The organism is Pseudomonas eucalypticola (assembly GCF_013374995.1).
GTDB lineage: Bacteria > Pseudomonadota > Gammaproteobacteria > Pseudomonadales > Pseudomonadaceae > Aquipseudomonas > Aquipseudomonas eucalypticola.
In genome coordinates this window covers 5,895,076-5,919,733 of sequence record NZ_CP056030.1, presented here as the reverse complement: position 1 = coordinate 5,919,733, position 24,658 = coordinate 5,895,076, and the positions used below count along the sequence as shown (strand labels likewise).

General features: G+C 63.9%; 22 protein-coding genes. 8 read left to right on the top strand and 14 right to left on the bottom strand.

Going from position 1 to position 24,658, the window contains the following annotated elements; all coding sequences use genetic code 11:
• Window positions 1-12 precede the first annotated feature (12 nt).
• A complete protein-coding gene (gene fdhA / locus HWQ56_RS26575) occupies window positions 13-1,212 on the top strand; it encodes a formaldehyde dehydrogenase, glutathione-independent (protein ID WP_027980277.1) in 1,200 nt (399 codons plus the stop codon).
• An 89-nt stretch (window positions 1,213-1,301) separates the two neighbouring features.
• Here the strand turns inward: fdhA and HWQ56_RS26570 are convergent, their stop codons facing one another.
• Together HWQ56_RS26570 and HWQ56_RS26565 are read right to left on the bottom strand one after the other, a co-directional pair.
• The gene (locus tag HWQ56_RS26570) at window positions 1,302-1,976 is read right to left on the bottom strand and encodes an anti-sigma factor (RefSeq protein ID WP_176572130.1); all 675 of its coding nucleotides are present in this window, start codon (window positions 1,974-1,976) and stop codon (window positions 1,302-1,304) included.
• Window positions 1,973-2,557 (bottom strand): sigma-70 family RNA polymerase sigma factor, encoded by a 585-nt coding sequence (locus tag HWQ56_RS26565; RefSeq protein WP_245217806.1) that lies wholly within the window; start codon window positions 2,555-2,557, stop codon window positions 1,973-1,975. The genes HWQ56_RS26570 and HWQ56_RS26565 overlap by 4 nt, the downstream gene beginning before the upstream one ends.
• Window positions 2,558-2,715: 158 nt before the next feature.
• On the opposite strand from HWQ56_RS26565, the gene HWQ56_RS26560 reads away from it, so the two are divergent.
• Window positions 2,716-3,264 (top strand): DUF2780 domain-containing protein, encoded by a 549-nt coding sequence (locus HWQ56_RS26560; RefSeq protein WP_158152861.1) that lies wholly within the window; start codon window positions 2,716-2,718, stop codon window positions 3,262-3,264.
• Between the two features lie 65 nt (window positions 3,265-3,329).
• Here HWQ56_RS26560 and HWQ56_RS26555 read toward each other — a convergent pair whose 3' ends face one another.
• Window positions 3,330-4,220: an acyltransferase gene (locus HWQ56_RS26555; RefSeq protein ID WP_158152860.1), complete on the bottom strand. Its 891-nt coding sequence runs from the start codon at window positions 4,218-4,220 to the stop codon at window positions 3,330-3,332.
• Window positions 4,221-4,411: 191 nt separating this feature from the next.
• Between HWQ56_RS26555 and rloA2 the strand changes: the two genes are divergently transcribed.
• The 4 genes from rloA2 to creD all read left to right on the top strand — a co-directional run bounded on the left by rloA2 (window position 4,412) and on the right by creD (window position 8,452).
• Window positions 4,412-4,915 carry a retropepsin-like aspartic peptidase RloA2 gene (gene rloA2 / locus HWQ56_RS26550; RefSeq protein WP_158152859.1) on the top strand — a complete coding sequence of 168 codons (504 nt, stop codon included), beginning with the start codon at window positions 4,412-4,414 and terminating at the stop codon, window positions 4,913-4,915.
• 4 nt (window positions 4,916-4,919) lie between these two features.
• A complete protein-coding gene (creB, locus tag HWQ56_RS26545; RefSeq protein WP_158152858.1) occupies window positions 4,920-5,594 on the top strand; it encodes a two-component system response regulator CreB in 675 nt (224 codons plus the stop codon).
• A complete protein-coding gene (gene creC / locus HWQ56_RS26540; protein WP_176572129.1) occupies window positions 5,594-7,018 on the top strand; it encodes a two-component system sensor histidine kinase CreC in 1,425 nt (474 codons plus the stop codon). Before creB ends, creC begins: the two co-directional genes overlap by 1 nt.
• A gap of 72 nt (window positions 7,019-7,090) precedes the next feature.
• A complete protein-coding gene (gene creD, locus HWQ56_RS26535) occupies window positions 7,091-8,452 on the top strand; it encodes a cell envelope integrity protein CreD (protein ID WP_158152856.1) in 1,362 nt (453 codons plus the stop codon).
• An 85-nt stretch (window positions 8,453-8,537) separates the two neighbouring features.
• On the opposite strand, the gene HWQ56_RS26530 is transcribed toward creD, so the two are convergent.
• The 7 genes from HWQ56_RS26530 to HWQ56_RS26500 all read right to left on the bottom strand — a co-directional run bounded on the left by HWQ56_RS26530 (window position 8,538) and on the right by HWQ56_RS26500 (window position 16,681).
• Window positions 8,538-8,708, bottom strand: a complete 171-nt coding sequence (locus tag HWQ56_RS26530) for a hypothetical protein (protein WP_176572128.1) — start codon at window positions 8,706-8,708, stop codon at window positions 8,538-8,540.
• A complete protein-coding gene (locus HWQ56_RS26525) occupies window positions 8,705-9,805 on the bottom strand; it encodes a PepSY-associated TM helix domain-containing protein (RefSeq protein WP_176572127.1) in 1,101 nt (366 codons plus the stop codon). The genes HWQ56_RS26530 and HWQ56_RS26525 overlap by 4 nt, the downstream gene beginning before the upstream one ends.
• 62 nt (window positions 9,806-9,867) lie before the next feature.
• The gene (locus HWQ56_RS26520; protein ID WP_158152854.1) at window positions 9,868-12,276 is read right to left on the bottom strand and encodes a TonB-dependent siderophore receptor; all 2,409 of its coding nucleotides are present in this window, start codon (window positions 12,274-12,276) and stop codon (window positions 9,868-9,870) included.
• Between the two features lie 124 nt (window positions 12,277-12,400).
• Complete coding sequence (locus HWQ56_RS26515; protein ID WP_176572126.1) at window positions 12,401-13,381, bottom strand: FecR domain-containing protein; 981 nt, start codon at window positions 13,379-13,381, stop codon at window positions 12,401-12,403.
• Entirely contained in the window at window positions 13,378-13,896 is a 519-nt protein-coding gene (locus tag HWQ56_RS26510; protein ID WP_158152852.1) for an RNA polymerase sigma factor, read from the bottom strand. Before HWQ56_RS26510 ends, HWQ56_RS26515 begins: the two co-directional genes overlap by 4 nt.
• A gap of 143 nt (window positions 13,897-14,039) precedes the next feature.
• The gene (locus HWQ56_RS26505; protein WP_158152851.1) at window positions 14,040-14,747 is read right to left on the bottom strand and encodes a 3'-5' exonuclease; all 708 of its coding nucleotides are present in this window, start codon (window positions 14,745-14,747) and stop codon (window positions 14,040-14,042) included.
• Window positions 14,744-16,681 carry a putative nucleotidyltransferase substrate binding domain-containing protein gene (locus HWQ56_RS26500; protein ID WP_342366177.1) on the bottom strand — a complete coding sequence of 646 codons (1,938 nt, stop codon included), beginning with the start codon at window positions 16,679-16,681 and terminating at the stop codon, window positions 14,744-14,746. Before HWQ56_RS26500 ends, HWQ56_RS26505 begins: the two co-directional genes overlap by 4 nt.
• A gap of 216 nt (window positions 16,682-16,897) precedes the next feature.
• On the opposite strand from HWQ56_RS26500, the gene HWQ56_RS26495 reads away from it, so the two are divergent.
• Window positions 16,898-17,341, top strand: coding sequence for a response regulator (locus HWQ56_RS26495; protein ID WP_176572124.1), 444 nt, complete (start codon window positions 16,898-16,900; stop codon window positions 17,339-17,341).
• 97 nt (window positions 17,342-17,438) lie between these two features.
• Here the strand turns inward: HWQ56_RS26495 and HWQ56_RS26490 are convergent, their stop codons facing one another.
• Window positions 17,439-19,616: a malate synthase G gene (locus HWQ56_RS26490; protein WP_176572123.1), complete on the bottom strand. Its 2,178-nt coding sequence runs from the start codon at window positions 19,614-19,616 to the stop codon at window positions 17,439-17,441.
• A 330-nt stretch (window positions 19,617-19,946) separates the two neighbouring features.
• Between HWQ56_RS26490 and HWQ56_RS26485 the strand changes: the two genes are divergently transcribed.
• The gene (locus tag HWQ56_RS26485) at window positions 19,947-20,465 is read left to right on the top strand and encodes a glycine cleavage system transcriptional repressor (protein ID WP_176572122.1); all 519 of its coding nucleotides are present in this window, start codon (window positions 19,947-19,949) and stop codon (window positions 20,463-20,465) included.
• A gap of 213 nt (window positions 20,466-20,678) precedes the next feature.
• Here the strand turns inward: HWQ56_RS26485 and rarD are convergent, their stop codons facing one another.
• From rarD to HWQ56_RS26470, 3 genes are all read right to left on the bottom strand, one after another.
• On the bottom strand, window positions 20,679-21,566 hold the full coding sequence (gene rarD, locus HWQ56_RS26480) for an EamA family transporter RarD (protein ID WP_158158136.1): 888 nt from the start codon (window positions 21,564-21,566) through the stop codon (window positions 20,679-20,681).
• 98 nt (window positions 21,567-21,664) lie between these two features.
• The gene (locus tag HWQ56_RS26475; RefSeq protein ID WP_158158137.1) at window positions 21,665-22,639 is read right to left on the bottom strand and encodes a serine/threonine protein kinase; all 975 of its coding nucleotides are present in this window, start codon (window positions 22,637-22,639) and stop codon (window positions 21,665-21,667) included.
• Between the two features lie 74 nt (window positions 22,640-22,713).
• Window positions 22,714-24,582, bottom strand: a complete 1,869-nt coding sequence (locus HWQ56_RS26470) for a PhoX family protein (protein WP_176572121.1) — start codon at window positions 24,580-24,582, stop codon at window positions 22,714-22,716.
• Between the last annotated feature and the right edge of the window lie 76 nt (window positions 24,583-24,658).

Sequence of the window (24,658 nt, the reverse complement as noted above, 5' to 3'; positions counted from 1 at the left end):
TGAGGTGAAAGCATGTCTGGTAATCGCGGTGTGGTGTATCTCGGTGGCGGCAAGGTCGAGGTGCAAACAATTCCCTTCCCGAAAATGCAGGACCCGCGTGGAAAACGCATCGAACATGGTGTGATTCTGCGGGTCGTTTCTACCAACATCTGCGGCTCGGACCAGCACATGGTTCGCGGCCGTACCACGGCCCAGGTGGGCCTGGTGCTGGGCCATGAAATCACCGGCGAAGTGCTGGAAGTCGGCAAGGACGTGGAAAACCTCAAGGTCGGTGACCTGGTCTCGGTTCCCTTCAACGTTGCCTGCGGCCGCTGCCGGTCCTGCAAGGAACAGCACACCGGCGTCTGCCTGACGGTAAACCCGGCCCGTGCTGGCGGCGCCTATGGCTACGTGGACATGGGCGATTGGGTCGGCGGCCAGGCCGAATACGTGCTGGTGCCGTATGCTGATTTCAACCTGCTCAAGCTGGGCGATCGCGACCGGGCCATGGAGAAGATCCGTGACCTGACGTGCCTGTCCGATATCCTGCCGACCGGTTACCACGGCGCCGTCACTGCAGGCGTCGGCCCCGGCAGCACCGTTTATGTGGCCGGTGCCGGGCCGGTGGGCCTGGCTGCGGCCGCCTCGGCGCGCTTGCTCGGTGCAGCGGTCGTCATCGTCGGTGACGTCAACCCGGTGCGCCTGGCCCACGCCAAGGCCCAAGGCTTCGAAATCGCCGACCTGTCCAAGGACACCCCGCTGCATGAACAGATCGCCGACCTGCTGGGTGAGCCGGAAGTGGATTGCGCGGTAGACGCGGTGGGTTTCGAGGCCCGTGGCCACGGCCATGCGGGTGCCCAGCACGAAGCACCGGCCACGGTGCTCAACTCGTTGATGGGCGTGGTACGTGTAGCCGGCAAGATCGGTATCCCCGGCCTGTACGTGACTGAAGACCCGGGTGCGGTGGACGCCGCGGCGAAGATGGGCAGCCTGAGCATTCGCTTTGGCCTGGGCTGGGCCAAGTCCCACAGCTTCCACACCGGCCAGACCCCGGTGATGAAGTACAACCGTCAATTGATGCAGGCCATCATGTGGGACCGCATCAACATCGCGGAAGTAGTGGGCGTGCAGGTCATCACCCTGGACCAGGCGCCGGAAGGCTATGGCGAGTTCGATGCCGGTGTGCCGAAGAAATTCGTCATCGACCCGCACAAACTCTTCAGCGCCGCCTGAAAACCGCGTAGCAGCGGACCTGGCCGCGTCGCGGTGCATGCGGCAATGCCTGATGCGGCGCGGCGCCGGGGACGCGGCCAGGTCCGCTGCTACAGGCTGATCACCTGGCCGTGGTAGAGCACTGGCCCCGTTGGCTGACCGGTGGGCGAACCGCCTGCCGGTTCCAGGCTGATGGCCAGGGCGATGGGTTCGCCCAGCAGTTTGCGCTGGCTTTCATCCAGGCTGATACGGCCTTTGCCACCTTCGGGCATCAGGCCCAGGGACACCGGCGTACCTTCGGCCGGAATCGCCCACAATTGCATGCTGCGGTCAGCCGGGGCGCTGGCAAGGTTCAGCGGCGCCACTTGCAGATACTGGTCAAACGCCTCGATGGTCACCGCGGGCTGATTGCTGGCGCTGACCAGGGTCGCGCTGTACATCGCCTGGTCGCGGTTGTAGTACATGCCCAGGCCGACCGCCAGCACTACCGCCGCGGCCAGCGCACCCAGGCCCAGCCTACGGCGCGTGAACGAGGGTGGTGGCACATGCAGGCGCTGGGGCTCGATGCGTGCCTTGATATTCTCCCATACCCGCTCCGGCACCGGGGCTTCGGGCAGCGGCGCCGCCAGGCTGGCGAGTGCATCCTGCCACTGGCCCAGCTCTTGTCGCAGGGCGTGGTCGTCGACCAGCAAGCGCTCGAAGCGCCGCCGGGCGGCGGGCGCCATCAGGCCGATGGCGTAGTCTGCCGCCAGTGCACGGCGCAACGTGGGCGTGTGGTAGTTCATGATTCCAGGCACCGGCGCAGGCGCTCCAGGCCCCGGCGTATCCATGATTTCACCGAGCCCAGCGGCGCCGATAATTGTCGCGCCAGGTCCGCATTGGACAAGCCGTGGAAATAGGCAGTGAGGATCGACTGACGCTGCATACCCTCCAAGTCATCGAGGCAACGGTTCAGCGCCGCTGCATCGCGGGCCCGGCCAAGTTGCTCGTCGGCCGTGGGGCCGTCGTCGCTCAGGGCCTGCAGGTGCGCATCGTCCAATGGCACCTCGTGGCGACGGCGCAGCAGGTCGATGGCCAGGTGCCGGGTAATGTTGACCATCCAGGTCATGGGCGCGGCCAGGTTGGGGTCATAGCGCGACGCGTTGTTCCAGATGCGCACGAAACTCTCCTGCACCACTTCTTCGGCCAGTTCGCGGCGGCCCACGCAACGCAGCGCCACGCCATGCAGGCGGGCACTGCTGCCACGGTAGAGCGCCTCGAAGGCGCGGCGGTTGCCCTGGGCGCAGGCGGCGAGCAACTGGCGTAGCTGTTCGGTATCGATGGTCGGGCCTCCGCTGAGTGGGCTTCTAGAGCCTAGACCAGCCACCGGGCCGTTGCGTGATATACGCGGTGGGGAATGTGATGGATGCGCTTTTGTACGAATTTATTTCGGTTTTGGAACACAAAGCTGTATTTCCCGGTCAAAACCTGGCTTTAGCCGCCGGCTACACTGTGCCGGCGGCCCAACGATTCAAGGGGAACACCATGAACACCATGCGCGCCATCACCCTGGCAACGCTCACCGCCCTGGCCGCCAGCCCGGTCTTAGCCTTCAACCTCAACGACGCAGTAAACGCAGCCTCTTCACTGCAGAACGGCCAGGCCGGTAACGCCGCCTCAACGCCCCAGGCCGCGGGGTTGCTCAACAACCTGGGCGGGCAGTTGAAGGTTACCCCCGAACAGGCCGTCGGCGGGACCGGCGCCATGCTGGGGCTGGCGAAAAACAAGTTGAGTTCGTCGGACTATTCCCAGTTGAGCCAGCAAGTACCGGGGCTGGACAAGCTGGCCGGCGCCAATGCCGTGGGCAGCCTGGGCGGGCTGCTGGGCAAGACCGGCACCGACAAGGGCGCCCTGACCAGCGCGCTGGGGGACGTGAAGAACACCAATGACCTGAACAATGCCTTCGGTGCATTGGGCATGGACAGCGGCATGGTCGGGCAATTTGCCCCGGTGATCCTGCAGTACCTGGGGCAGCAAGGCGTGGGCGGTGGCCTGTTGAAAACCCTGGGTGGCATCTGGGGTACAGGCGGCTAAGCCGCGTTGGCTTCGCCCGGCCCTGCAAAACCTGATATTCCTTGCAGGGCAGGGCGAACCGATTCTTACGATTTCAGTTCCAGGCGCAACGCCTCGATCCGCGCATCCTTCTCGCGCCACAGGCCGTTCACCCAATCCTGCACGGTCTGGCGAAACGCCGGGTCGTTCTCGTAGTCGCCGGCCAGCAACCTTGGGTCGATGTCCCGTGAGTGAATCTCGACGATCACCTGCTTCACGTCACCGCACAGCAAATTCCAGAAACCCGGAATCCTGCCTTCGGGGTACACCACCGTCACGTCGAGCATGCGGTCCAGTTGCGGCCCCATGGCGGCCAGCACGAATGCCACGCCGCCGGCCTTGGGCTTGAGCAGGTTCCTGTATGGCGAGGCCTGGGCGTCACGCTTGGCCTGGGTGAAGCGCGTGCCTTCCAGGTAATTGACCACGGTCACCGGCTGGCGCTTGAACAGCTCGCAGGCCTGGCGGGTGATTTCCAGGTCCTTGCCCTTGAGGTGGGGGTGCTTGTCCAGGAAAGCCTTGGTGTAGCGTTTCATGAAGGGGTAGTCCAGCGCCCACCAGGCCAGGCCCAGAAACGGTACCCAGATCAACTCTTTCTTGAGGAAAAACTTGAAAAACGGCGTGCGGCGGTTCAGCGCCTGGATCAGCGCGGGAATGTCTACCCACGATTGATGGTTGCTGACCACCAGGTACGAGGTGTCCCCTCGCAGGCTTTCGGCACCCCGGATGTCCCAGCGGGTGGGAATGCACAGGCGGAAGATGAGCTTGTCGATTTCCGCCCAGGTTTCGGCGATCCACATCACCGCCAGCGAGGCGCGGTCGCGCCAGCGCCCCCGGACGGCAAGCTTGAGCAGGGCGAAGACCAGAAGTGGGCCGATAAGCACCAGGGTGTTGAGCAAAAGCAGCAGTGTGGTGAAACTGCCGGCGAGCAGGCGACGCATAAAACGACTCTTGGAGTAATTATGGCCGGCAATGATAAGCAGGTCCGCGCCTGGCGCCAAATTGCCGGTGCCGAATGGTAATCGACAATTGTTTCACGATTTTTTGGGTATGCTCCACGCCACTGAACTATCGGCTGAACGCGCTCCTCTGTTGGACTGGGCGCAGACATAACCTCTGAGGAAGACTGCCAGTGAAATCCGTTCTTGCATTGCTGTCGCTGCTGGCCCTGCCGGTCATGGCCGCTGAGCCGACCCTGTACGGGCGCTACGAAAACATCAAGCTGCCGGAAATCGGCGGCGCCACGCTCAAGGCGAAGATGGACACCGGTGCGCTCACCGCGTCGCTGTCGGCCCGCGATATCCAGTTGTTCAAGCGCGATGGTGACGACTGGGTACGCTTCCGCCTGGCGACCAGGGACGCCGACGGCAAGGTGTTCGAACACAAGGTTGCCCGCATCAGCCGCATCAAGAGCCGTGCCGACGAGGAGGATGAGGGCGAGACCGCCGAAGTGGCCAAGCGCCCGGTGGTGGAGCTGGAAATGTGCCTGGGCGGTACCCGGCGCACCATCGAGGCCAACCTGGTGGACCGCAGCAGCTTCAACTACCCGCTGCTGATCGGCGCCAAGGGCCTGCGTGAATTCGGCGCGGCGGTTAACCCGGCCCGCCGCTACACCGCTGGCGACCCTGAGTGCTGAGGCCATGGCGCACATATTGATCGTCGAAGACGAAGCCGCCATCGCCGATACGCTGGTCTACGCCTTGCAGGGTGAAGGGTTCGAGACTACCTGGGTCAGCCTTGGCCAGGCCGCGCTGGAGCACCAGCGCCGCCAGCCGGCCGACCTGCTGATCCTGGACGTGGGCCTGCCGGATATCAGTGGCTTTGAAACCTGCAAGCAACTGCGCCGTTTCAGCGAAGTGCCGGTGATCTTCCTCACTGCGCGCGATGCCGAGATCGACCGGGTGGTGGGCCTGGAAATCGGTGCCGATGATTACGTGATCAAGCCGTTCAGCCCCCGGGAGGTCTCGGCGCGGGTGCGGGCCATCCTCAAGCGCGTGGTACCCCGGCAGGAAACGCCGTCGCCGGTGTTCCAGGTGGATAACGAGCGTTTTCTGATCAGCTACCGTGGCCAGCCGCTGAGCCTGACTCGCCATGAATTTCGCCTGCTGCACAGCTTGCTTGACCAACCTGAGCGGGTGTTCAGCCGCGAACAACTGCTCGACGCGGTGGGCGTGCCCAGTGACGCCGGCTACGAGCGCAGCATCGACACCCACATCAAGAGCCTGCGCGCCAAGCTGCGCCAGGTGGCCGCCGAGGCGGAGCCCATCCAGACCCACCGTGGCCTGGGCTACAGCTACAGCCCGGGCCACAGCTGATGCGCCTGGGAATACGGATATTCCTGGTCTACTTCTTCTTCGTTGGCCTGACCGGTTACTTCCTGTTGTACACGGTGCGCGAGGAAATCCGCCCCGGGGTGCGCCAGTCCACCGAGGAAACCCTGGTGGACACCGCCAACCTGCTGGCCGAAATACTGGCCCCGGACGTCAAGGCCGGCACCCTGGACCAGAGCCGCCTCAACGACGCCCTCACGGCGTACGGCCGCCGCGAGCCGAAGGCCGAGATCTGGGGGCTGGCAAAGAACCAGGTCAGCCACCGTATCTATGTCACCGACGCACGAGGCATCGTCTTGCTGGACTCGGCGGGGCAGGCCGTGGGTCAGGATTATTCGCGCTGGAACGATGTGTACCTGACCTTGCGCGGCCAGTACGGTGCACGGTCCACCCGTAGCGACCCTGCCGACCCCGAGTCGTCGGTGATGCATGTGGGCGCACCGATCATGGACGGCGCGCAGATCATCGGCGAGGTCACCGTGGCCAAGCCCAACCGCTCCTTGCAGCCTTACATAGACCGCTCGGAACGGCGGTTGCTGGCGTTCGGCCTGGGGTTGATCATCATGGGCTTGCTGGTGGGCGCGGGCCTGTCGTGGTGGCTGACCCGTTCGTTGCGCAAGCTGACCCACTATGCCCAGGCCGTCAGTGAAGGCGAGCGCGTAGCCTTGCCGGCCTATGGCGGCGGCGAGCTGGCACAACTGGCCACTGCGGTGGCGCACATGCGATCGCAGTTGGAGGGCAAGGACTACGTGGAGCGTTATGTGCACACCCTGACCCATGAACTGAAAAGCCCCCTGGCCGCCATTCGCGGCGCTGCCGAGCTGCTGCAAGGGCCAATGCCGGCAGCGCAGCAACAGCGCTTCGTCGGCAACATCGACCGCGAGAGCGCGCGCTTGCAGCAGTTGATCGAGCGGTTGCTGAACCTGGCCATGGTTGAACAGCGCCAAGGCTTGCAGGAGCAGGCCGATATCGCCGTGGCGGCCCTGTTCGACAGCGTGGTGCAGAGCCAGGCAGCGCGGGTGCAGAACAGCGCCCTGGACATCAGCAACGCAGTGCCGCGGGGTGTCGTCTTGCTGGGCGAGCCATTTTTGCTGCGTCAGGCGTTCAGCAACCTGCTGGATAATGCGTTGGACTTCACCCCGCCCGGCGGGCGCTTGCGGTTAAGCATGGACGGCCAGCAATTGGTGCTGTTCAACCAGGCCGAAGCGATTCCCGACTATGCCTTGGCGCGGTTGAGCGAGCGCTTCTACTCGCTGCCCAGGCCCGCTACCGGGCGCAAGAGCACGGGCCTTGGGCTGAATTTCGTCGAGGAGGTGTTGCACCTGCATGGCGGCCACTTGCGGGTGGGCAACGTGGACGGCGGCGTGGAGGTGCGCCTGTGGTTTCCCTGGACGCGAATCTCCACATAAGCTCCACACACGCCACACAAAACCCTCATTCGGCACCTGCACACTCGCTCCATTGCCAAGGAGCGACAACCCATGAACCGAAACCTGAGTGTCAAACTGGCCATGATCGCCACGTTGATCGTGCTGTTGCTGATTCCCCTGTTCCTCATCGGCAACCTCATCAGCGAGCGCCAGGCGCGCCGCGATGGGGTGCTGGAGGATATCGCCCGCAGTTCCAGCCTGAGCCAGCAACTCAGCGGCCCAGTGCTGGTGGTGCCTTTTCGCAAGACCCTGCATGAATGGAAAACCGACGAGAAAAGCGGCCGACGCTACCAGGAGGATTCCCACACCAGCGGGCGCCTATACTTCCTGCCCCAGCGCTTCGATCTGGCTGCGGACCTGCGCACCGAGCGCCGGGCCCGGGGCATCTACGACGCGCGCTTGTACCACGCTAGCAACCACATCGAGGCCGATTTCAAGCTACCGGAACGCCTGGGTGTCACTGATGACCTGGCGGACTACCAGTTCGACGCCCCCTGGTTGGCGGTGGGTATCAGTGACATCCGCGGCATCGAGGCTGGGTTGAAGCTGGCGGTGAATGGCCAGCGCCTGGATTTCCAGCCTGGCACCCAGGTGGCTTGGCTGGGCAACGGCGTGCATGCCCCGCTACCGGCGCTGAATACTGCCACCGCCAGCGACCTGAGCGTGCGCTTCGACCTGGGGTTGCAGGGTACTGGCCGCTTCGATGTGTTGCCTGTGGGGCGCGAAACCCAGGTAGCGCTCAAGGCGGACTGGCCACACCCCAGCTTTGTCGGCAACTACCTGCCGGTGCAGCGCAACGTCGCTGCCAGTGGCTTCGACGCCCAGTGGCAGACGTCGTTCTTTTCCACCAACCTGCAGGAACGGCTGGACTATTGCTTGCAGACCAACCAGTGCGAAGGCTTCACCGATACCCGCTTCGGCGTCAGCCTGGTGGACCCGGTGGACCAGTACCTCAAGGCCGACCGCGCGATCAAATATGCGCTGCTGTTCGTGGCCCTGACGTTCGCCGGTTTCTTCCTGTTCGAGGTGCTCAAGCGCCTGGCCATTCACCCGGTGCAATACACCCTGGTGGGCTTCGCCCTGGCATTGTTCTACCTGTTGCTGCTGTCGCTGGCCGAGCACATCGGCTTCGCCCTGGCCTACGGCCTGTCAGCGAGCGGGTGCGTAGTGTTGATCGGCTTCTACGTCAGCCACGTGCTGCACAGTTGGCGCAGCGGGCTGGGCTTTGGCGCCGGCTTGGCGGGGCTGTATGGGTTGCTGTTCGGGCTGCTGAGCGCCGAGGACTATGCCTTGCTGATGGGCGCGCTGCTGTTGTTCGCCATGCTGGGATTGTTCATGGTGCTGACCCGCCGGTTGGACTGGTATGGCGTGGGGCAGGTCAAGGCGGTGCAGGAGGTGGGCGATGTTGCGTGAAGAGCGGCGCTGGGCTGAGGAATTCTTATTGTTTGTGCTGACCGGTACCCCTGTCGCCACCGGTCAGCCGGCGCCTGCGGCCGTTCTACCGCAAGGCCCGCAAGCTCAGCGCGGCAGGGATGCCGAGTCCTAGCCACGACAACCAGTCCCAGGCGCCATCGCCCAGCAACGCGGCAAACAGGCCCAGCGCACCCAGCAGGGCGATGGCCAGCGGGGCGCCGAACACGGGCCAGAAACGCGATGGCTTGCGGCTCATGCGTTCACCTTGCGCCGAACCCACCACAGGTACAGCCCACTGCCGAGGACGATGATGGTCAACAGGTCGATCACTGCCCACAGGATCTGCATGGGCCGGCCGCCGTAGTCACCGTAGTGCAATGGCTGGGACAGGCCCAGGGCGTCCATGTACCACGGGCGCTCGCCCACGGCGGTGACGGCCAGGGTGCTGGCGTCGATCAGCACTGGCGTGAGCAGATGCGAGGTCAGGTGCGTGGCACCTTTCATGAACACCGCGTAATGGTGTTCGCTGGAAAAGCGCGTACCGGGAAACGCAATGAAGTCGGCTTCCATGCCCGGCGCGGCATTTTCGGCAATGGCCAGCACCTGGCTGGCCGGCGCCCGCCGCACCAGAGGGGGCGCGTCACGGTACGGGGCGACCATGGCCGTGAGGGTGTCGTTGCGCCAGGCGTCGATCAGCAGGTCGGCGCAGGCATTGATCACCCCGGTGACGCCGACCACCAGCGCCCAGGTCAGGGTGACGATGCCGATCAGGTTATGCAGGTCCAGCCAGCGCACTCGGGTGGACCTTTCACGGCGCACCGTGGCGAAGCGCAGGCGCTTCATGAAGGGCGCATACAGCACCACCCCGGAGACGATGGCCAGCACGAACAGCAAGCCCATGAAGGCCAACAGCAGTTTGCCCGGCAGCCCGGCGTACATGTCCACGTGCAGGCGCAGCATCACCATCATGAAGCCGCCATTGGCCGAGGGCATCTCCACCACTTCACCGGTACGGCTGTCCAGGCCGAAGGTGTGCGAGGTGTTGGGGTCGGCGTCGGCGCTGGCGGCGGTGATGGCGAACAGGCCCTCGGGGTTGTCGTCGTCCCAGCCGAAGTACTGCACCACCTCGCCTGGGCGATACGCCTCGGCGGCCTTGACCAGTTGTTCCAGGTCCAGACGCGGGGTGTCGGCGGGCAGTTGCCGGTACTGGGGCGCGTCACCGAGCAGGCTTTCGATTTCGTGATGAAACACCAGGGGCAGGCCGGTGACCGCCAGCATCAGCAGGAACAGCGTGCACACCAGGCTGGACCAGGTATGGATGAAGGACCAGCGACGTATTGTTTTACTTTTCATTTCACAGGGGTCCGCAATGACAAAGCCGCCCCAGGGGGCGGCTTGTGTGGTGCTTCAGGCTTTTACCATTTGTAATTGACGCTGGCCACGACCTTGCGCTCGTCGCCGTAGTAGCACCAGTAGCCATCGCAGGTGGCCAGGTAGTCCTTGTTGAACAAGTTGGTGGCGTTGACTGCGACGGAAGCGCCTTTGAGCGTGTGGCTCAGTACGCCAAGGTCGTAATGCACGGCCGCATCGTACACGGTGTAGGAGCTGACATGCCCCAGGTCGGTGTTAGCGGTATTGCCGTAGGTATCGCCTACATAGCGTACACCGGCGCCTACGCCGAAGCCTTCCAGCAAGCCGTTGTGCCAGGTGTAGTCCGCCCAGCCGGTTGCCTGGTTGCGCGGGATCTGTGCCATACGGTTGCCTTTGTCGTCACCGTCCAGGATCTCGCTGTCGGTGTAGGTATAGGAACCGATCAACTTGAGGTTCTTGCTGACATCTGAAGTGGCCTCAAGCTCAAGGCCGCGTACCTGAATCTGGCCAACCTGGCGGGTGATACTGTTTTCGGTCACCGAAACATTCTTCTGCTTGAGGTCGTAGACCGCCGCGGTCAGCAGCGTTTTGCTGCCAGGTGGCTGATACTTCAAGCCCAGTTCGTACTGGCGCCCTTCGGTAGGTTTCAGCGAGTCGGTGGCGCTGACGGTGGCGCCGCTGGCTGGCTGGAACGACTCGGTGTACGAGGCATACGGCGTAAACCCGTTGTCGAAAACGTAGCTGATGGCAACGTTTGGACTGAATTTCTTATCACGTTGGGTCGAGGTCAAATCGTTGTTGTTATAGAACGTGGTGTCAGTGTGAATCCAGTCCTCACGCCCTCCCACCGTCAGGCGCCAGTTATCCAGTGCGATTTGATCCTGTGCGTACAGGCCTGTCTGGAAGGTTTTCTGATCATAGTTGTAGAGATCGAAGAAGCTGACGTTGGAAAAGTCCTGCCCATAGATCGGGTGAGCCACGTTGGTCGAAGGTGCTACACCGTACTGCCAGCGGTAGTTTGTGTTGGAACGTTGGTGGTCCAGACCCAGCAATAGGGTGTGGGTCAGCGGCCCGGTGCTGAAGTCGGCCTGGAAGTTATTGTCGATGGCGAATTGGCTGATGTCTTCGTCGACGATACCGGCGCTCCGCGACAAGGTGCCATCCGCGGCGACTGCTGTGGTGCCGGTGCCAACGCTCAGCGCCTGGAATTCAAGGTCGCTTTTGGTATAGCGCAGGTTCTGACGGAACTGCCAGACGTCATTGAAACGGTGGTCAAACGCATATCCCAACGCGTAGTAGGTACGGTCGTAGAACTCCCAGTCCGGATCGCCAAAGTTGGTTTTGTGGGAAACCTTGCCGTATGGCGAACTCAGCTTCGTCCCTTGCAGCGGCAGGAACTGGCTGGTGATGCCTGTGTCATCACGGGTGTACTGCGAAAGAAAGGTCAAGTGGGTGTCTGGGTCGATGTTCCAGGTCAGGCTGGGCGCAATGTTGTAGCGCTTGTCCGGAATGTGGTCGACCTCTACGTTGCTGTCGCGCACGACACCGCTGACGCGGTACAGGAACTGACCTTCATCGTCGATTTTGCCGGTACTGTCGAAGCTGAGCTGTTTGTGGTCGTTGCTGCCCGCCTGCAGCTCGACTTCGTGGCTGCTGTCGGCCTCCGGGCGGCGGGTAACCATGTCGAGCAAACCGCCGGGGGGTGTCTGACCGTAGACAGAGGAGGCGGGGCCGCGCAGCACGGCAATGCGCTCAAGGTCCCATGGCTCGATTTTCGGGTTGGCGTATGACCCCTTCGGCAGGGGTAGCCCATCCAGGAATTGAGTGGGATCGAAGCCCCGAACGCGTAGCCAGTCAGCGCGGGAGTCAGAGCCGTAACCGCTGCTCATCACGCCGGCGGTGTAGCGCAGGGCATCATTGAGGTTCAGCACCTTGCGGTCGTCCATCTGCTCGCGCGTCACGACGGAGATGGAACGAGGCGCTTCGATCAGCGCCGTATCGGTTTTAGTCCCGGCAGCGGTGCGCGTGGCGACATAGCCATCAGTGGGGCCCCACGCAGTTTCCGCATCGCCTGCCGCGTTCACATTGGTCTCCGGCAAGGCCAGTGTCCCTTCTGGCGCCGCGATCAACGTGAAGGTGCCAGCGCTGCTCTGCACCAGTTGCAAGCCGCTGCCCGCCAGGGCCTGGCGCAGCGCGCTCGCCGCGTCGAACTGCCCGTTCACCGCTGCGCTGGTCTTGCCAGCCACCAGGCCTGGTTCGATCGCCAGCACCAGGCCGGCGCCGCTGGCGATCCGGGTGAGCGTACTGGCCAGCGGGGCGGCAGGCAGGTTGTAGCTGCGTACCTGGGTGGCCTGTTCGGCCGCCAGCACGGCAGTGCTGGTCAGCGGGACGGCCAGGGCGATGGCGACGGCCATGAGACTGGGCCGAAGCAGCGTTTCGAATGGGCGGGACATGCGGCGCTCCTGAGAGGGAATAGTTCTCGATTGCCTGTGTGCCGGACGAGATCGAAAAAGTGATAGGCCTTATCGAAAATAATGTTGATTTAGATCTGCAAGCCCGGCGCGACGTGGGCGCAGCCTAGGGTTTCTGCGGACCCGCCGGGCGCTCTTCCAGGGTGACCCACCAGCGGGTGTGGGCCTGGATCTGCACCGGCAGCGTCGGTAGCAGAGCATTCAGCGCCAGGTCGGTATCCTTGAGCGGAAAGCTGCCGGTGATGCGCAGGTCGGCGACTTTCGGGCTTACCCCCAGATAGCCCGGGCGGTAGCGCGAGAGTTCTCGGGCGAGATCGTCCAGGCGGGCGTTGTCGACCACCAGCATGCCATGGGTCCAGGCATCCGCACCCGGGCCCAGAGCCATCGGCTCGCCGAGGCCGGCGCGGCGCATCAGCACCTGTTGGCCTTCATGCAGCACCACTTCGCCAGGTAGCTCGCGGGCATGGGCGGCCACCGCCGACTGCAATACGCTCAGCCGTGTGCCCTGGTCTTCACGGCGCACCAGGAAGCGGGTCCCCAGCGCGCGCAGCTGGCCGTCCTGGGTTTCGACGATGAAGGGGCGCTGTTCCCCAGCCGGGTGGCCGGTGCGTACCATGATCTCGCCTTCACGCAAGACAATGCGGCGCTGGTCCTGGTCGAAGCGCACGTCGATGGCGCTATGGGTGTTGAGGTCCACTAGGGTGCCGTCGGCCAAGGTCAGGGTGCGCTGTTCGCCTGTGGCTGTGCGCTGGTCGGCCAGGTAATAGCCCATGGGTGCCCAGCGTTGCAGGCCGAACGTGGCCAGGCCTATCACCAGCACCACGCCGGCCAGGCCGCGGCCCAGTTTGCGTACCTGCTCGCGGGTGCTGGTGGCGCTGTTGAGCAAGGCCTTGCGGCCGGCCGTCGGGGCCACGCGCAGGCGCTGGTCGAGCATACCCAGCTGCTGCCAGGCACGGGCATGTTCTTCGTCGGCGGCGTGCCAGCGGGCGAACTCGGCCTGTTGCGCGGGGTTATTGCCGTCGATGCTCAACTGCCACTCAATGGCGGCATTCAGCACCCGTGCCGATACCGGTCGGTTGGGGTTCATGCGGGCTCCCCGTAAAGTGCGATATAGCACTGGCGGATGCCTTGGGCCAGGTACTGGCGCACCCGCGGCACCGATACCCCCAGGCGCTCGGCGATCTCCGCATGCCCCAGGCCCTCCAGGCGGTTGAGCAGGTAGGCCAAGCGTGCCTTGCTCGACAGCTTGCCTAGCATCTGGTCGATGGCGTGCAGGTCTTCGAGGATCAGTTGCTGTTCTTCAGGGGAGGGCTGTTCGCCCTCTGGCACTTGTAACAGTTCAGCCAGGTAGGCCTGTTCCAGGGCACTGCGGCGGAAGTGGTCGAACAGCAGGCCCTTGGCGATGGCCGCCAGGAAAGCGCGTGGCTGGCGGGGTGCGCTCAGGGTGTCGCGGCCCAGCAGGCGCACGAAGGTGTCCTGGCTGAGGTCCTCGGCCCGCTGTGCGCAGGCGATATTGCGCCGTAGCCAGGCAAGCAGCCAGCTGCGATGGTCGCGGTAAAGCGCACCCACCAACTCACCGTGAGGGCTATGGGCTGAAGGCAAGATGTTCCCCGAATGCAAACACTTTAACTAACGAGAATTATTCGCGATTGTGTCAGGGATGGTGGCGCGGTGCAATTGGCGCTCGTCGGGCGCTCTGTATCCTTATTTTGCTGGACGCGACGGCGCCATCAGGGCTTGTGTGCTCAAAGCGACGGCATTCGCTGACGTCGTCGCCATTGGTTCAGGCGCTCCATGAGCAACGCAGGGCTATCCAGGCCGAGGCGGCGTGCCTGGCTGAGCAGGATCAGCGCCAGTTGCGCGGTGACGTAGGCGTCGGCGCTGGCGTTGTGGCGCTCATCGGCCTGCAAGCCGAAATGGCCCACCCAGTCGTCCAGTGAGGCTTCGCGCAGCACCGTCTGCGGGTTGAGCAGGGGCGCCAGTTCGGCCACGTCGATAAAGGTGTGCTGCAACCGGTAGCCCACGCAGTCCTTCAGCGCGCGGCCCAGCATGCGCTGGTCGAACGGCGCGTGGAACGCCAGCACCGGGCTGTCACCCAGGAACTCCATGAAGTCGAGCAGACCGTCGGCCGGTTCGCAGCCAGCGGCGATGGCGCCGGGCCCCAGGCCGTGGAGCAGCACACTTGGCCCTGGTTTGTGGCCGCTGCGCCGCAGGGTGCATTCGAACTGCTGTGACAGGTCGATGGCGCCATCCTCGATCACGACCGCACCGATGGACAGCAACAGGTCGCGGTTGACGTTCAAGCCCGTGGTTTCCAGGTCCAGGACCACCCAGCGCTGTTGGCGCAGGCTGCAATCGCCCAGGGGCGCCGGATCTTGCAAGCGCTGCACTGCCAGCTGTTGCGCCGGGTTGAGGCTCGGCCCGGGCGGGCGCAACCAGGCAAACAGGCTCATAGCTGGTACCTCAGGGTCAGGCTGGCCTGCAGGCGCTGGGCCTGGCGCAGTGACTCGCGCAGGATGCGCCGGTCCAGGTCGTTGAGGCTGTCGGGGTCGATGCGGTTCGACCAGGCCTGGTTATCGCGGGTCTGGCGCTGGTGCTGTTGCATGCGGGTCTGTTGAATGAAGTGGTAGGCCTCTTCGTAGGCCGCGCCGTCGAGTTTGTCGATGACTTCCTTTGCGACCAGCTGGCGCAGGCGCTGCAGGGTGTTGGTGGCTTCGATACCGTTGGCCAGGGCCAGCAGGCGCGCGCCGTCGACGAAAGGCGTCAGGCCTTGGCCCTTGAGGTCCAGGGTGCCGGCCTTGTCATTGCCCTTGCGGCGCAGCACGAATTCACGGAAGCGCCCTACGGGGGGGCGCTGGCGCAGGGCATTCTCGGCCAGCATGCGTTGGAACAAGCGGTTGTCGGCAACCTGGTCCAGCACCTGACGGCGCAGCTGCGCACAGCCCCGGTCATCGCCCCACACCACGCGCAGGTCGAAATAGATGCTGGAGCCCAGAAGGTTTTCCGGCGTGGCCTCACGCACGAAGGCCGCGAAACGTCGTGCCCATTCGGCTCGCGACAAACACAGCTCGGGGTTGCCGGCCATGATGTTGCCTTGGCACAGGGTGAACCCGCACTGGGCCAGGTTGAGGTTGACCTGGTGGGCGATGGGCAACAGCTTGCCGCGGATCTCGGCGGCATGGGCGGCGTCACGTGCCTCGAACAGGATGCCGTTGTCCTGGTCGGTGTACAGGGTCTGCTCCTGCCGGCCTTCGCTGCCAAAGCAAAGCCAGCTGAACGGCACGCCCGGGTCGCCCTTGTCCTGCAGCACCAGTTCGATGACCCGGCACACGGTATGGTCGTTGAGCAGGGTGATGATCTGGGTGATCTGCGTGGAGGAGGCACCGTGGGCAAGCATGCGCTCCACCAATTGGCTGATTTCGCCACGCAGATGCACCAGTTGCTCCAGCCGCCCTGCGTTGCGGATGGTGCGCGCCAGGTGTACCAGGTCAACCCGTTGCAGCGAGAACAGGTCACGTTCGGAGACCACGCCGCACAGACGCCCGTCCTTGACCAGGCAAACGTGGGCTATATGGCGCTCGGTCATGGCGATCGCTGCGTCGAAGGCGCTGGCGTCGGGGCTGAGGTAGAAGGGCTCGGCGATCATGTGGCGGCCGATCGGCTGGTTGAAGTCGGCATCCAGGGCAGCCACCACCTGGCGCAGGTCGCGCAAGGTGAAGATACCTTGCGGGTAGCGTTGTTCGTCAACGATGACGATGCTGCCCACCTGCTGCTCATGCATGAGCCTTACCGCCTCGCGCAGAGGCGTCAGGGCATTGCAGGTGACAGGGTGGCGCATGGCCAGTTCACCTAGGCGCGTGTTGAGCGAGTACTGGGTGCCCAAGGTTTCCACGGCCCGGCGCTGCACCTGCAGGTTGACCTGGTCGAGCAGGCTGCTGACCCCGCGCAGGGCGAAATCGCGAAAAGGTGCGGACAGGGAAAAGAGCTTGATGAAGGCCAGCTTGTGCAACTGAAGGCAAAAGGTGTCCTGCGCCGCCAGGTGCTCGGTGCGGGTGGCCCGTTCACCCAGCAGCGCGGCCAAGGGAAAACATTCGCCGGTGGTGATCTCGAAGGTAGTTTCGGTGCCGCGCCGCGAGGTGTGCGGGCGCTCGCCCACCACCTGGCCCTGCTTGACGATGTAGAAGTGTTCCACGGGCCCGTCGGCGGGCTTGATGATGCTCTCGCCAGCGGCGTAGAACCGCAATTGGCACTGTTCCACCAGATAGGCCAGGTGGGCCTGGTCCATCTGGTTGAATGGCGCGTGGCGCTGCAGGAATTGCAGGGTGCCCTGAATGTTCTGCAGCACCGCTGTCTTGCCCGCCAGGGCATAGGCGTCGGGTTTACTCATGTCCATGACCGCATTGTTCTTATCGTTCAACATGGTCGGCTTGATGGCCGGGGCTTCCCATTGGACGTAAGTCTAAAAAAAATGCTTCAACTGAGTCGTATTCCTAGACATCATGCTCTTCTTCACGTGATGACCCGACGAAGTGCACCGGTAAAGCCATTCGTCTGCGGTCTCAACCAGATGGGTGCATCTGGTTTTCCCTATGACGAGAGGCATATGTCCGATCACGATATTTTGAGCGATGCCGAGCGCGAGGCACTCAGTGCGGTGATGCAGGTGCCTGATCTGCCGGCGCAGCAGGCATTGATTGTCGATGACGACAAGGCGTCGCGGGAGCTACTCGCCGAGATTTTGACCTTGCAGGGTATTACCTGCCTTACCGCAGGCAGTGCTGTCGAGGCGTTGCAGTTGCTGGCGTCCAACAAGGCCATCGGCCTGTTGGTCACCGACCTGCGCATGGCGCCGGACACCGGGCTGGACCTGATCCGCAAGGTGCGCGAATCCGACCGCGCGGCGCTGCCCATTGTCATCATGTCGGGGGACGCAGGGGTGAAGGACGCGATCGCGGCCATGCACCTGAGCGTGGTGGACTTTCTGCTCAAGCCGATTGATACCGAGCAGTTGGTGAAGTTGGCCAGGAAGGAGTTGGGGCTGGAGTAGCAGCGGCAAGCCAGCGAGCTTTTCACCCTTCGAAAAACCCGCTGGCACGCCAGCTCCCACAGGCATGGCAAGCGGCCGCGAGGCCGCTGCAGCGGAATTACAACCCGTTGCGGGCCTTGAACTCCCGGCGTTTGCGGTGCAGTACCGGCTCGGTGTAGCCGTTAGGCTGCCTGGCACCTTCGATCACCAATTCCACCGCTGCCTGGAAGGCGATGTTGCTGTCGAAGTCCGGGGCCAACGGGCGGTACAGCGGGTCGTTGGCGTTCTGGCGGTCCACCACCGGTGCCATGCGCTTGAGGCTCTCCAGGATCTGCGCTTGAGTGGCGATGCCATGGCGCAGCCAGTTGGCCAGCAGCTGGCTGGAAATACGCAGGGTGGCGCGGTCTTCCATCAGGCCCACGTCGTGGATATCCGGCACCTTTGAGCACCCCACGCCCTGATCGATCCAGCGCACCACGTAACCGAGAATGCCCTGGCTGTTGTTGTCCAGTTCATTCTGGATTTCCTCGGCCGACCAGTTCGTGTCCTTGGCCAGCGGAATGGTGAGGATGTCATCCACCGATGCCGGTGCGCGCTTGGCCAGTTCCGCCTGGCGCGCGAACACGTCCACCTTGTGGTAGTGCAGCGCGTGCAGTGCTGCGGCAGTAGGCGAAGGTACCCAGGCGGTATTGGCACCGGCCAGTGGGTGGGCGATCTTCTGTTCGAGCATGGCCGCCATCAGGTCGGGCATGGCCCACATGCCCTTGCCGATCTGCGCACGGCCTTGCAGGCCGGTCTTCAGGCCGATGTCGACGTTGGAGTTTTCGTAGGCGCCGATCCATTTCTCGGCCTTCATGGCCGCCTTGCGCACCACGGCGCCGGCTTCCATGGAGGTGTGGATCTCGTCACCGGTACGGTCAAGGAAACCGGTGTTGATGAACACCACGCGCTCGCTGGCGGCTTGAATGCAGGCCTTGAGGTTCACCGTGGTGCGGCGCTCCTCGTCCATGATGCCGACCTTGAGGGTGTTGCGCGTCAGGCCAAGGACTTCTTCGATACGCCCGAACAGTTCGTTGGTGAAAGCGGCCTCTTCCGGGCCGTGCATCTTCGGTTTGACGATGTACACCGAACCGGTGCGGGTGTTCTTGCGGCGGGTGTTGCCGTTGAGGCTGTGAATCGCCGCCAGACTGGTGAGCAGGCCGTCGAGGATGCCTTCGGGCACTTCGTTGCCTTGTGCATCGAGAATGGCGTCGATGGTCATCAGGTGGCCGACGTTGCGCACGAACAGCAGCGAACGCCCGTGCAGGCTCAGTTCGCCGCCGTTGGGGGCGGTGTAGTGGCGGTCGGGGTTCATGGTACGGGTGAAGGTGCTGCCGCCCTTGGACACTTCCTCGGCCAGATCGCCTTTCATCAGGCCCAGCCAGTTGCGGTAGATCACCACCTTGTCATCGGCGTCGACGGCCGCGACCGAATCTTCGCAGTCCATGATGGTGGTCAGGGCCGCTTCCATCAGCAGGTCCTTGACCCCGGCGGCGTCGGTCTGGCCGACCGGGCTCTGGGCATCGACCTGGATTTCGAAGTGCAGGCCGTTGTTCTTCAGCAGGATGGCGGTGGGGGCTGCCGCGTCGCCCTGGTAGCCCACCAGTTGTGCGTCATCGCGCAGGCCGCTGTTGCTGCCACCCTTCAGGGTGACCACCAGCTTGCCGTCGACGATCTTGTAGGCGGTGGAGTCAACGTGAGAGCCGGCCGCCAGGGGCGTGGCTTCGTCCAGGAAGGCGCGGGCGAAGGCAATGACCTTGTCGCCGCGAACCTTGTTGTAGCCTTTGCCTTTCTCGGCGCCCTCTTCTTCGCTGATGGCGTCGGTGCCGTACAGGGCATCGTACAGCGACCCCCAGCGGGCGTTGGAGGCGTTGAGGGCAAAGCGCGCATTCATCACCGGCACCACCAGTTGCGGGCCGGCCATGTGGGCAATTTCTTCGTCGACGTTTTGCGTCGTGGCCTGGAAGTCTGCCGCTTCTGGCAGCAGATAACCGATTTCCTGCAGGAAGGCCTTGTAAGTCGAGGCGTCGTGAGCCTGGCCCTGACGCGCCTGGTGCCAGCCGTCGATCTTGGCTTGCAGGGCGTCACGCTTGGCCAGCAGGGCTTTGTTCTTTGGAGCGAGGTCGTTGATGATCTTTTCAGCCCCGGCCCAGAACTGGTCGGCGTCGAGGCCGGTTCCGGGAATGGCTTCGTTGTTCACGAAGTCGAACAGGACTTTGGCGACCTGAAGGCCACCGACTTGAACGTGTTCAGTCATTGCTTGCCTCACTCTGCTCAGCTATTCAGCTCTTGTATTTAAGCCTGTAGCGCTTCTCTCAGGCGCCTCGGCAGACCTCGTTCTGGCGTTATGTAGTCCGTGCTGCGGCATACTACATGATGCCATGGAGTTGTGAAAATCAGACTAAATACGTCGCTCCGCGACCATTTTTGCGCTGCCAGTCACGCTACGAATCGTATGTTCTCAAAACTACGGACAATTGTTCCAGATAAATCTAAAAAACGTACACAGATTTTCATCCTTCTGCTACCTACGCGCACCTTGGCCCTTGCCTATACTGCTTGGGCTCACAACAGGAGGCGTGGCACCGTGGACCACTTAGTATTGACCGTTTTCGCCCCCGACAAGCCCGGCCTGGTCGAACGGATAGCCCAGTGCGTGGCTGACCACAATGGCAACTGGCTGGAAAGCCGACTGTCGCGGATGGCCGGCCAGTTCGCCGGGATCCTCCAGGTGGCGGTGCCCCCGCAGCGCCAGGCCGAACTGGTGGACGCGCTGCAAGGGCTGGCAGCCGAGGGCATCAGGGTGATGATCGCCGACAGCGGGGCGTCGCCCAGTTGCACCTGGAAACCTATCGCCATGGAACTGGTGGGCAATGACCGCCCGGGTATCGTGCGCGACATCAGTCGGTTGCTGGCGCAGGAAGGCGTGAACGTGGAGCGCCTGACCACCGGTGTGCGCCCGGCACCCATGAGCAGTGAGCTACTGTTTCATGCCGAGGCAGTGCTGGGCCTACCCCTGACCCTTTCGCTTGAGCAGTTGCAGGCCAGCCTGGAGACCCTGGCGGACGACCTGATGGTAGAGCTGGTGCTGCGCACCGAGCCGTAAAAGTTGTTCATCTTTATCTTGCACCTGCCTGTGGATAAGCTGGGGGAACACCGCGCAGACGACGGCGGGCCGGGCTTCTCCAGGCGTTGGCTAAAAAACGAGCAAATTCAGGGGCTTGTGCACAAACGGCGGGGATGGTGCTGTGGATAACCTTGGGGTAGTCCGTTGCAGGCCACGAGAACCGTGGCCTGCAGAGGTTTGATCGTTTTCTGATCAGGCTTTTCGGCGCAAATTCACCACTGCATCGATGCTGTAGATCAGCAGGCCTGCCCAGATGAAGGCGAACGCCACCAGCGCGTTGGCCGACAGCGGTTCATGGTATTTGAACACCGCCAGTAGCAGCACCAGGGTAGGCGCCAGGTATTGCAGGAAGCCCAGGGTGGTGTAGGGCAGGTGGCGGGCGGCCGCGTTGAAACTCACCAGCGGTACCAGGGTGATAGGCCCGGCGGCCAGCAACCACAGGCCGTCCGTAGTCAGCCAGAAGTCGGGCTGGGCACTGTTGGCGCCTGGGTTAAAGGCCAGCCAGATCAGCGCCAAGGGCACCAGCAGCCAGGTTTCCACCACCAACCCGGGCAGCGCTGCCACGGGTGCCTGCTTGCGGATCAAGCCATAGAAGCCGAAGGTCAAGGCCAGGGCCAGCGATACCCATGGCACGCTCCCGACCTGCCAGATCTGCTGGGCGACGCCCACGGCGGCCAGGCCCACGGCCAGCCACTGCAGGCGGCGCAGGCGTTCACCCAAAACCAGCATGCCCAACAGCACATTGACCAACGGGTTGATGTAGTAGCCCAGGCTGGCTTCCACCATGCGCCCGTTGTTCACCGCCCACACGTAGATCAGCCAGTTGGCGGCGATCAGCGTCCCGCTGCCGGCCAGGATGGCCAGGCGCCGCGGGTTGTCGCGCAATTGGCGGAACCAGCCAGGGTGCTTCCAGGCGGCCAGCAGCAGGCTGCCGAACAGCGCCGACCACAACACGCGGCTGACGATGATCTCGACGGCGGGCACGGCCTCGATGGCCTTGAAGTAGAGCGGGAACAATCCCCAGCAGATGTAGGCGGTCAGGCCTAGCAGATACCCGCGGCGCGGGTTGGCGGCTTGCATGCTATGTCCTAAGGGCAGCTTTGAACGTCAAGCTGCCAGTAAAAGCGGATCGTGGTTGGGGGTTTGGAGTAGCCTCAGGCTGCCGCTCGAAGCTGCCGCTAAAACAGTTTGAGCGGCTCTTCATTGAGGGCGGCGAGTTGTTCGCGCAGCGCCAGCACCTGGTCGCCCCAGTACCGCTCGGAACCGAACCAGGGGAAGCTGCGCGGGAACGCCGGGTCGTCCCAGCGCCGGGCCAGCCATGCACTGTAGTGCATCAGGCGCAGGGCGCGCAGCGGTTCGATCAACGCCAGTTCACGCGGGTCGAAGTCGTGGAATTCGCTGTAGCCGTCCATCAGTTCCGACAGTTGGCCCAGGCATTCCTGGCGGTCGCCCGCCAGCATCATCCACAGGTCCTGAACCGCCGGGCCCATGCGGCAGTCATCGAGGTCGACGATGTGGAACACTTCGTCGCGGCACATCATGTTGCCGGGGTGGCAGTCGCCATGCATGCGGATGTTCTGGTGCGGGGTGTCGCGGTACACCTCCTCTACGCGCTTGAGCAGGTCGCGCGCCACCGACTCGTAGGCCGGCAGCAGGCTGCGCGGGACGAAGTTGCCTTCCAGCAGGAAATTCAGCGAATCCTGGCCGAAGTTCTTCACACCCAGCGCTTCGCGGTGCTCGAACGGACGGGTAGCGCCCACGGCGTGCAGGCGGCCCAGCAACTGGCCCAGGCGGTATAACTGGTCCAGGTTGCCCGGCTCTGGCGCGCGGCCGCCGCGGCGGGGGAACAAGGTGAAGCGAAAACCCTGGTGTTCGAACAGGGTACGGCCTTCGTGAACCATGGGGGCGACCACCGGCACTTCGCAGTCGGCCAGTTCAGCGGTGAAGCTGTGCTCTTCCAGGATGGCGGCGTCGGTCCAGCGGTCCGGGCGGTAGAATTTGGCGATCAGCGGCTGGCCGTCCTCGATGCCCACCTGGTACACGCGGTTCTCGTAGCTGTTGAGCGCCAATACGCGCGCATCGCTGAGGAAACCGATGCTTTCCACGGCGTCCAGCACCAGGTCGGGGGTGAGGGTTTCAAACGGGTGAGACATGCTGACTCCTGCGTGCGGCAGGCGGCCGCGTCCGGCCAATCATGGTAACAGACGCGGCGGGTGGGCGTCGGTTCTCAGGCGCCGATCACACCCCCATCGTCGCGGGTGATGGCCATCACCGAAGAGCGCGGCTTCCCGCCTGGCAGGTGTTCGGGGAAGGTGGAGCCGCCGTTCTCCCCGGGGTGCTGGATGCCGACGAACAAGGTGCGCTGGTCCGGGGCGAAGCTGATGCCCGTGACCTCGCAGCCCACCGGGCCGACCATGAAGCGGCGGATCTCGCCGCTGTCGGGGTCGGCGCAGAGCATCTGGTTGTTGCCCATGCCGGCGAAATCACCCTGATTGCTGACGTCGCCGTCGGTGAGTATCCACAGCCGCCCGGCGTCATCGAAGCCCAGCCCGTCAGGGCTGTTGAACATGTTCCGAGGCGTGATGTTGGCGGAGCCAGCCTCGGGTTTGCCGGGGTGGGCGGCGGGGTTGCCAGCCACGGCAAACAGGTCCCACTCGAAATTCACTGCGCCGTGGTCGTCGCCTGCGGGGCGCCAGCGCAGGATTTGCCCGTAGACGTTCTTTGCCCGTGGGTTGGGGCCGCCCACCGGCTGGCCGTCCTCGCCACGCTTGGTGTTGTTGGTCAGGGTGCAGTACACCTGGCCATCCAGAGGGCTCACCACTATCCATTCGGGGCGGTCCATGCGCGTGGCCTGGCGGTGGCTGGCCGCCACTCGCGCGTGAATCAGTACGTCGGCCTGGCTGGCGAATCCGTTGCCTGCGTCCAGGCCGTGCTGGCCGTGGCTGAGCTCCAGCCACTGGCCGCTGCCCTTGTGCTCGGGGCCGGGCTCGAAGCGGGCAACGTACAGCGTGCCGTGGTCCAGCAGGTCGCGTTGGCCACTGGCTATGCGGTCGCGGCTGACGAAGCGGTAGATGAACTCGCCGCGTTCGTCGTCGCCCATATACACCACCGCGCGGCCGTCGGTGGTTTGCGCCAGGGCCGCGTTTTCGTGCTTGAAACGGCCCAGGGCGGTGCGCTTGACCGGGGTGGACGTCGGGTCGAAGGGGTCTATTTCGACAATCCAGCCGTGGCGGTTGAATTCGTTGGGGTTATGAGCCATGTCGAACCGCAGGTCGTGAGGGTGCCAATCGACCTCCTTGCTGGTGGCGCTGGCGCCGTAGCGTTTCTGCGCGGCATTGAATGCCTGGCTGGCATTGCTGCTGCCGAAACAGTCGCTGAAGTTTTCTTCGCAGGTCAGGTAGGTGCCCCAAGGCGTCTTGCCGTTGGCGCAGTTCTGGAACGTCCCCAGCACATGGTGGCCTTCAGGGTCGGCGGCAGTGCGCAGCAGTGCGTCGCCAGCGGCGGGCCCGCTGAAGGTAATGGGCGAGTTGCCGTGTATGCGCCGATTGTAGGGCGAGCCCTGAACGAACTGCCAATGGCCGTTGTGGCGACTCACCTCGATCACCGATACCCCTTCACTGGCCAGGGCCTTGCGCACCTCCTCGGGTGACTGCGGCCGGCCGCCGTGGGCGTACAGGTAGCGATAGTTGGTGTATTCGTTGTTGATCGCCAGCAGGGCGCGGTCGGGGTCGTCCTTGAAGGGGAACAGGCTCATGCCGTCATTGTTGTCGCCGAATTGCTGTTCCTGGTCAGTGGCACTGCCGTGGCCGCTGGCGTCGAACGCGGGGCCGTCGGCGTGCAGCGGCTGCCCCCAACTGATCAATACCGACGCCCTGTAGCCGGGCGGCAGGCTGAGACTGTCGGCGGTGGCGGCGGGAATGCCGGCGAAGCCCATCAGTGGGCTGCTGCTGAAGGCGGCGTTGACGCTGCGGCTGAGCAGGCTGCCGCCCAGGAACAGCGCAGCGCCGCCCAGGGCGCCAGCGCCGAGAAAACCGCGGCGGGCCAGGCCGGTAAGGCGTTCGAGGTCGGTGGGTTCTTGGTCTTGTAATAGGTGCATCGATCAGGCTCCCTGCGGGTCAGGGGGATCACGCTAGGGAGGGGGTATGACAGACGTGTTGCAGTACATATCTCGC

Excerpts from the sequence above, each read along its gene's own strand:
- creB (WP_158152858.1), top strand. The coding sequence starts at position 4,920 with ATGGCGCACATATTGATCGTCGAAGACGAAGCCGCCATCGCCGATACG.
- HWQ56_RS26500 (WP_342366177.1), bottom strand. The coding sequence starts at position 16,681 with ATGAGTAAACCCGACGCCTATGCCCTGGCGGGCAAGACAGCGGTGCTG.
- HWQ56_RS26470 (WP_176572121.1), bottom strand. The coding sequence starts at position 24,582 with ATGCACCTATTACAAGACCAAGAACCCACCGACCTCGAACGCCTTACC.
- HWQ56_RS26490 (WP_176572123.1), bottom strand. The coding sequence starts at position 19,616 with ATGACTGAACACGTTCAAGTCGGTGGCCTTCAGGTCGCCAAAGTCCTG.
- HWQ56_RS26560 (WP_158152861.1), top strand. The coding sequence starts at position 2,716 with ATGAACACCATGCGCGCCATCACCCTGGCAACGCTCACCGCCCTGGCC.
- HWQ56_RS26505 (WP_158152851.1), bottom strand. The coding sequence starts at position 14,747 with ATGAGCCTGTTTGCCTGGTTGCGCCCGCCCGGGCCGAGCCTCAACCCG.
- HWQ56_RS26555 (WP_158152860.1), bottom strand. The coding sequence starts at position 4,220 with ATGCGTCGCCTGCTCGCCGGCAGTTTCACCACACTGCTGCTTTTGCTC.
- fdhA (WP_027980277.1), top strand. The coding sequence starts at position 13 with ATGTCTGGTAATCGCGGTGTGGTGTATCTCGGTGGCGGCAAGGTCGAG.
- HWQ56_RS26475 (WP_158158137.1), bottom strand. The coding sequence starts at position 22,639 with ATGTCTCACCCGTTTGAAACCCTCACCCCCGACCTGGTGCTGGACGCC.
- creC (WP_176572129.1), top strand. The coding sequence starts at position 5,594 with ATGCGCCTGGGAATACGGATATTCCTGGTCTACTTCTTCTTCGTTGGC.
- HWQ56_RS26520 (WP_158152854.1), bottom strand. The coding sequence starts at position 12,276 with ATGTCCCGCCCATTCGAAACGCTGCTTCGGCCCAGTCTCATGGCCGTC.
- HWQ56_RS26495 (WP_176572124.1), top strand. The coding sequence starts at position 16,898 with ATGTCCGATCACGATATTTTGAGCGATGCCGAGCGCGAGGCACTCAGT.
- rarD (WP_158158136.1), bottom strand. The coding sequence starts at position 21,566 with ATGCAAGCCGCCAACCCGCGCCGCGGGTATCTGCTAGGCCTGACCGCC.
- HWQ56_RS26570 (WP_176572130.1), bottom strand. The coding sequence starts at position 1,976 with ATGAACTACCACACGCCCACGTTGCGCCGTGCACTGGCGGCAGACTAC.
- HWQ56_RS26530 (WP_176572128.1), bottom strand. The coding sequence starts at position 8,708 with ATGAGCCGCAAGCCATCGCGTTTCTGGCCCGTGTTCGGCGCCCCGCTG.
- HWQ56_RS26515 (WP_176572126.1), bottom strand. The coding sequence starts at position 13,381 with ATGAACCCCAACCGACCGGTATCGGCACGGGTGCTGAATGCCGCCATT.
- HWQ56_RS26525 (WP_176572127.1), bottom strand. The coding sequence starts at position 9,805 with ATGAAAAGTAAAACAATACGTCGCTGGTCCTTCATCCATACCTGGTCC.
- creD (WP_158152856.1), top strand. The coding sequence starts at position 7,091 with ATGAACCGAAACCTGAGTGTCAAACTGGCCATGATCGCCACGTTGATC.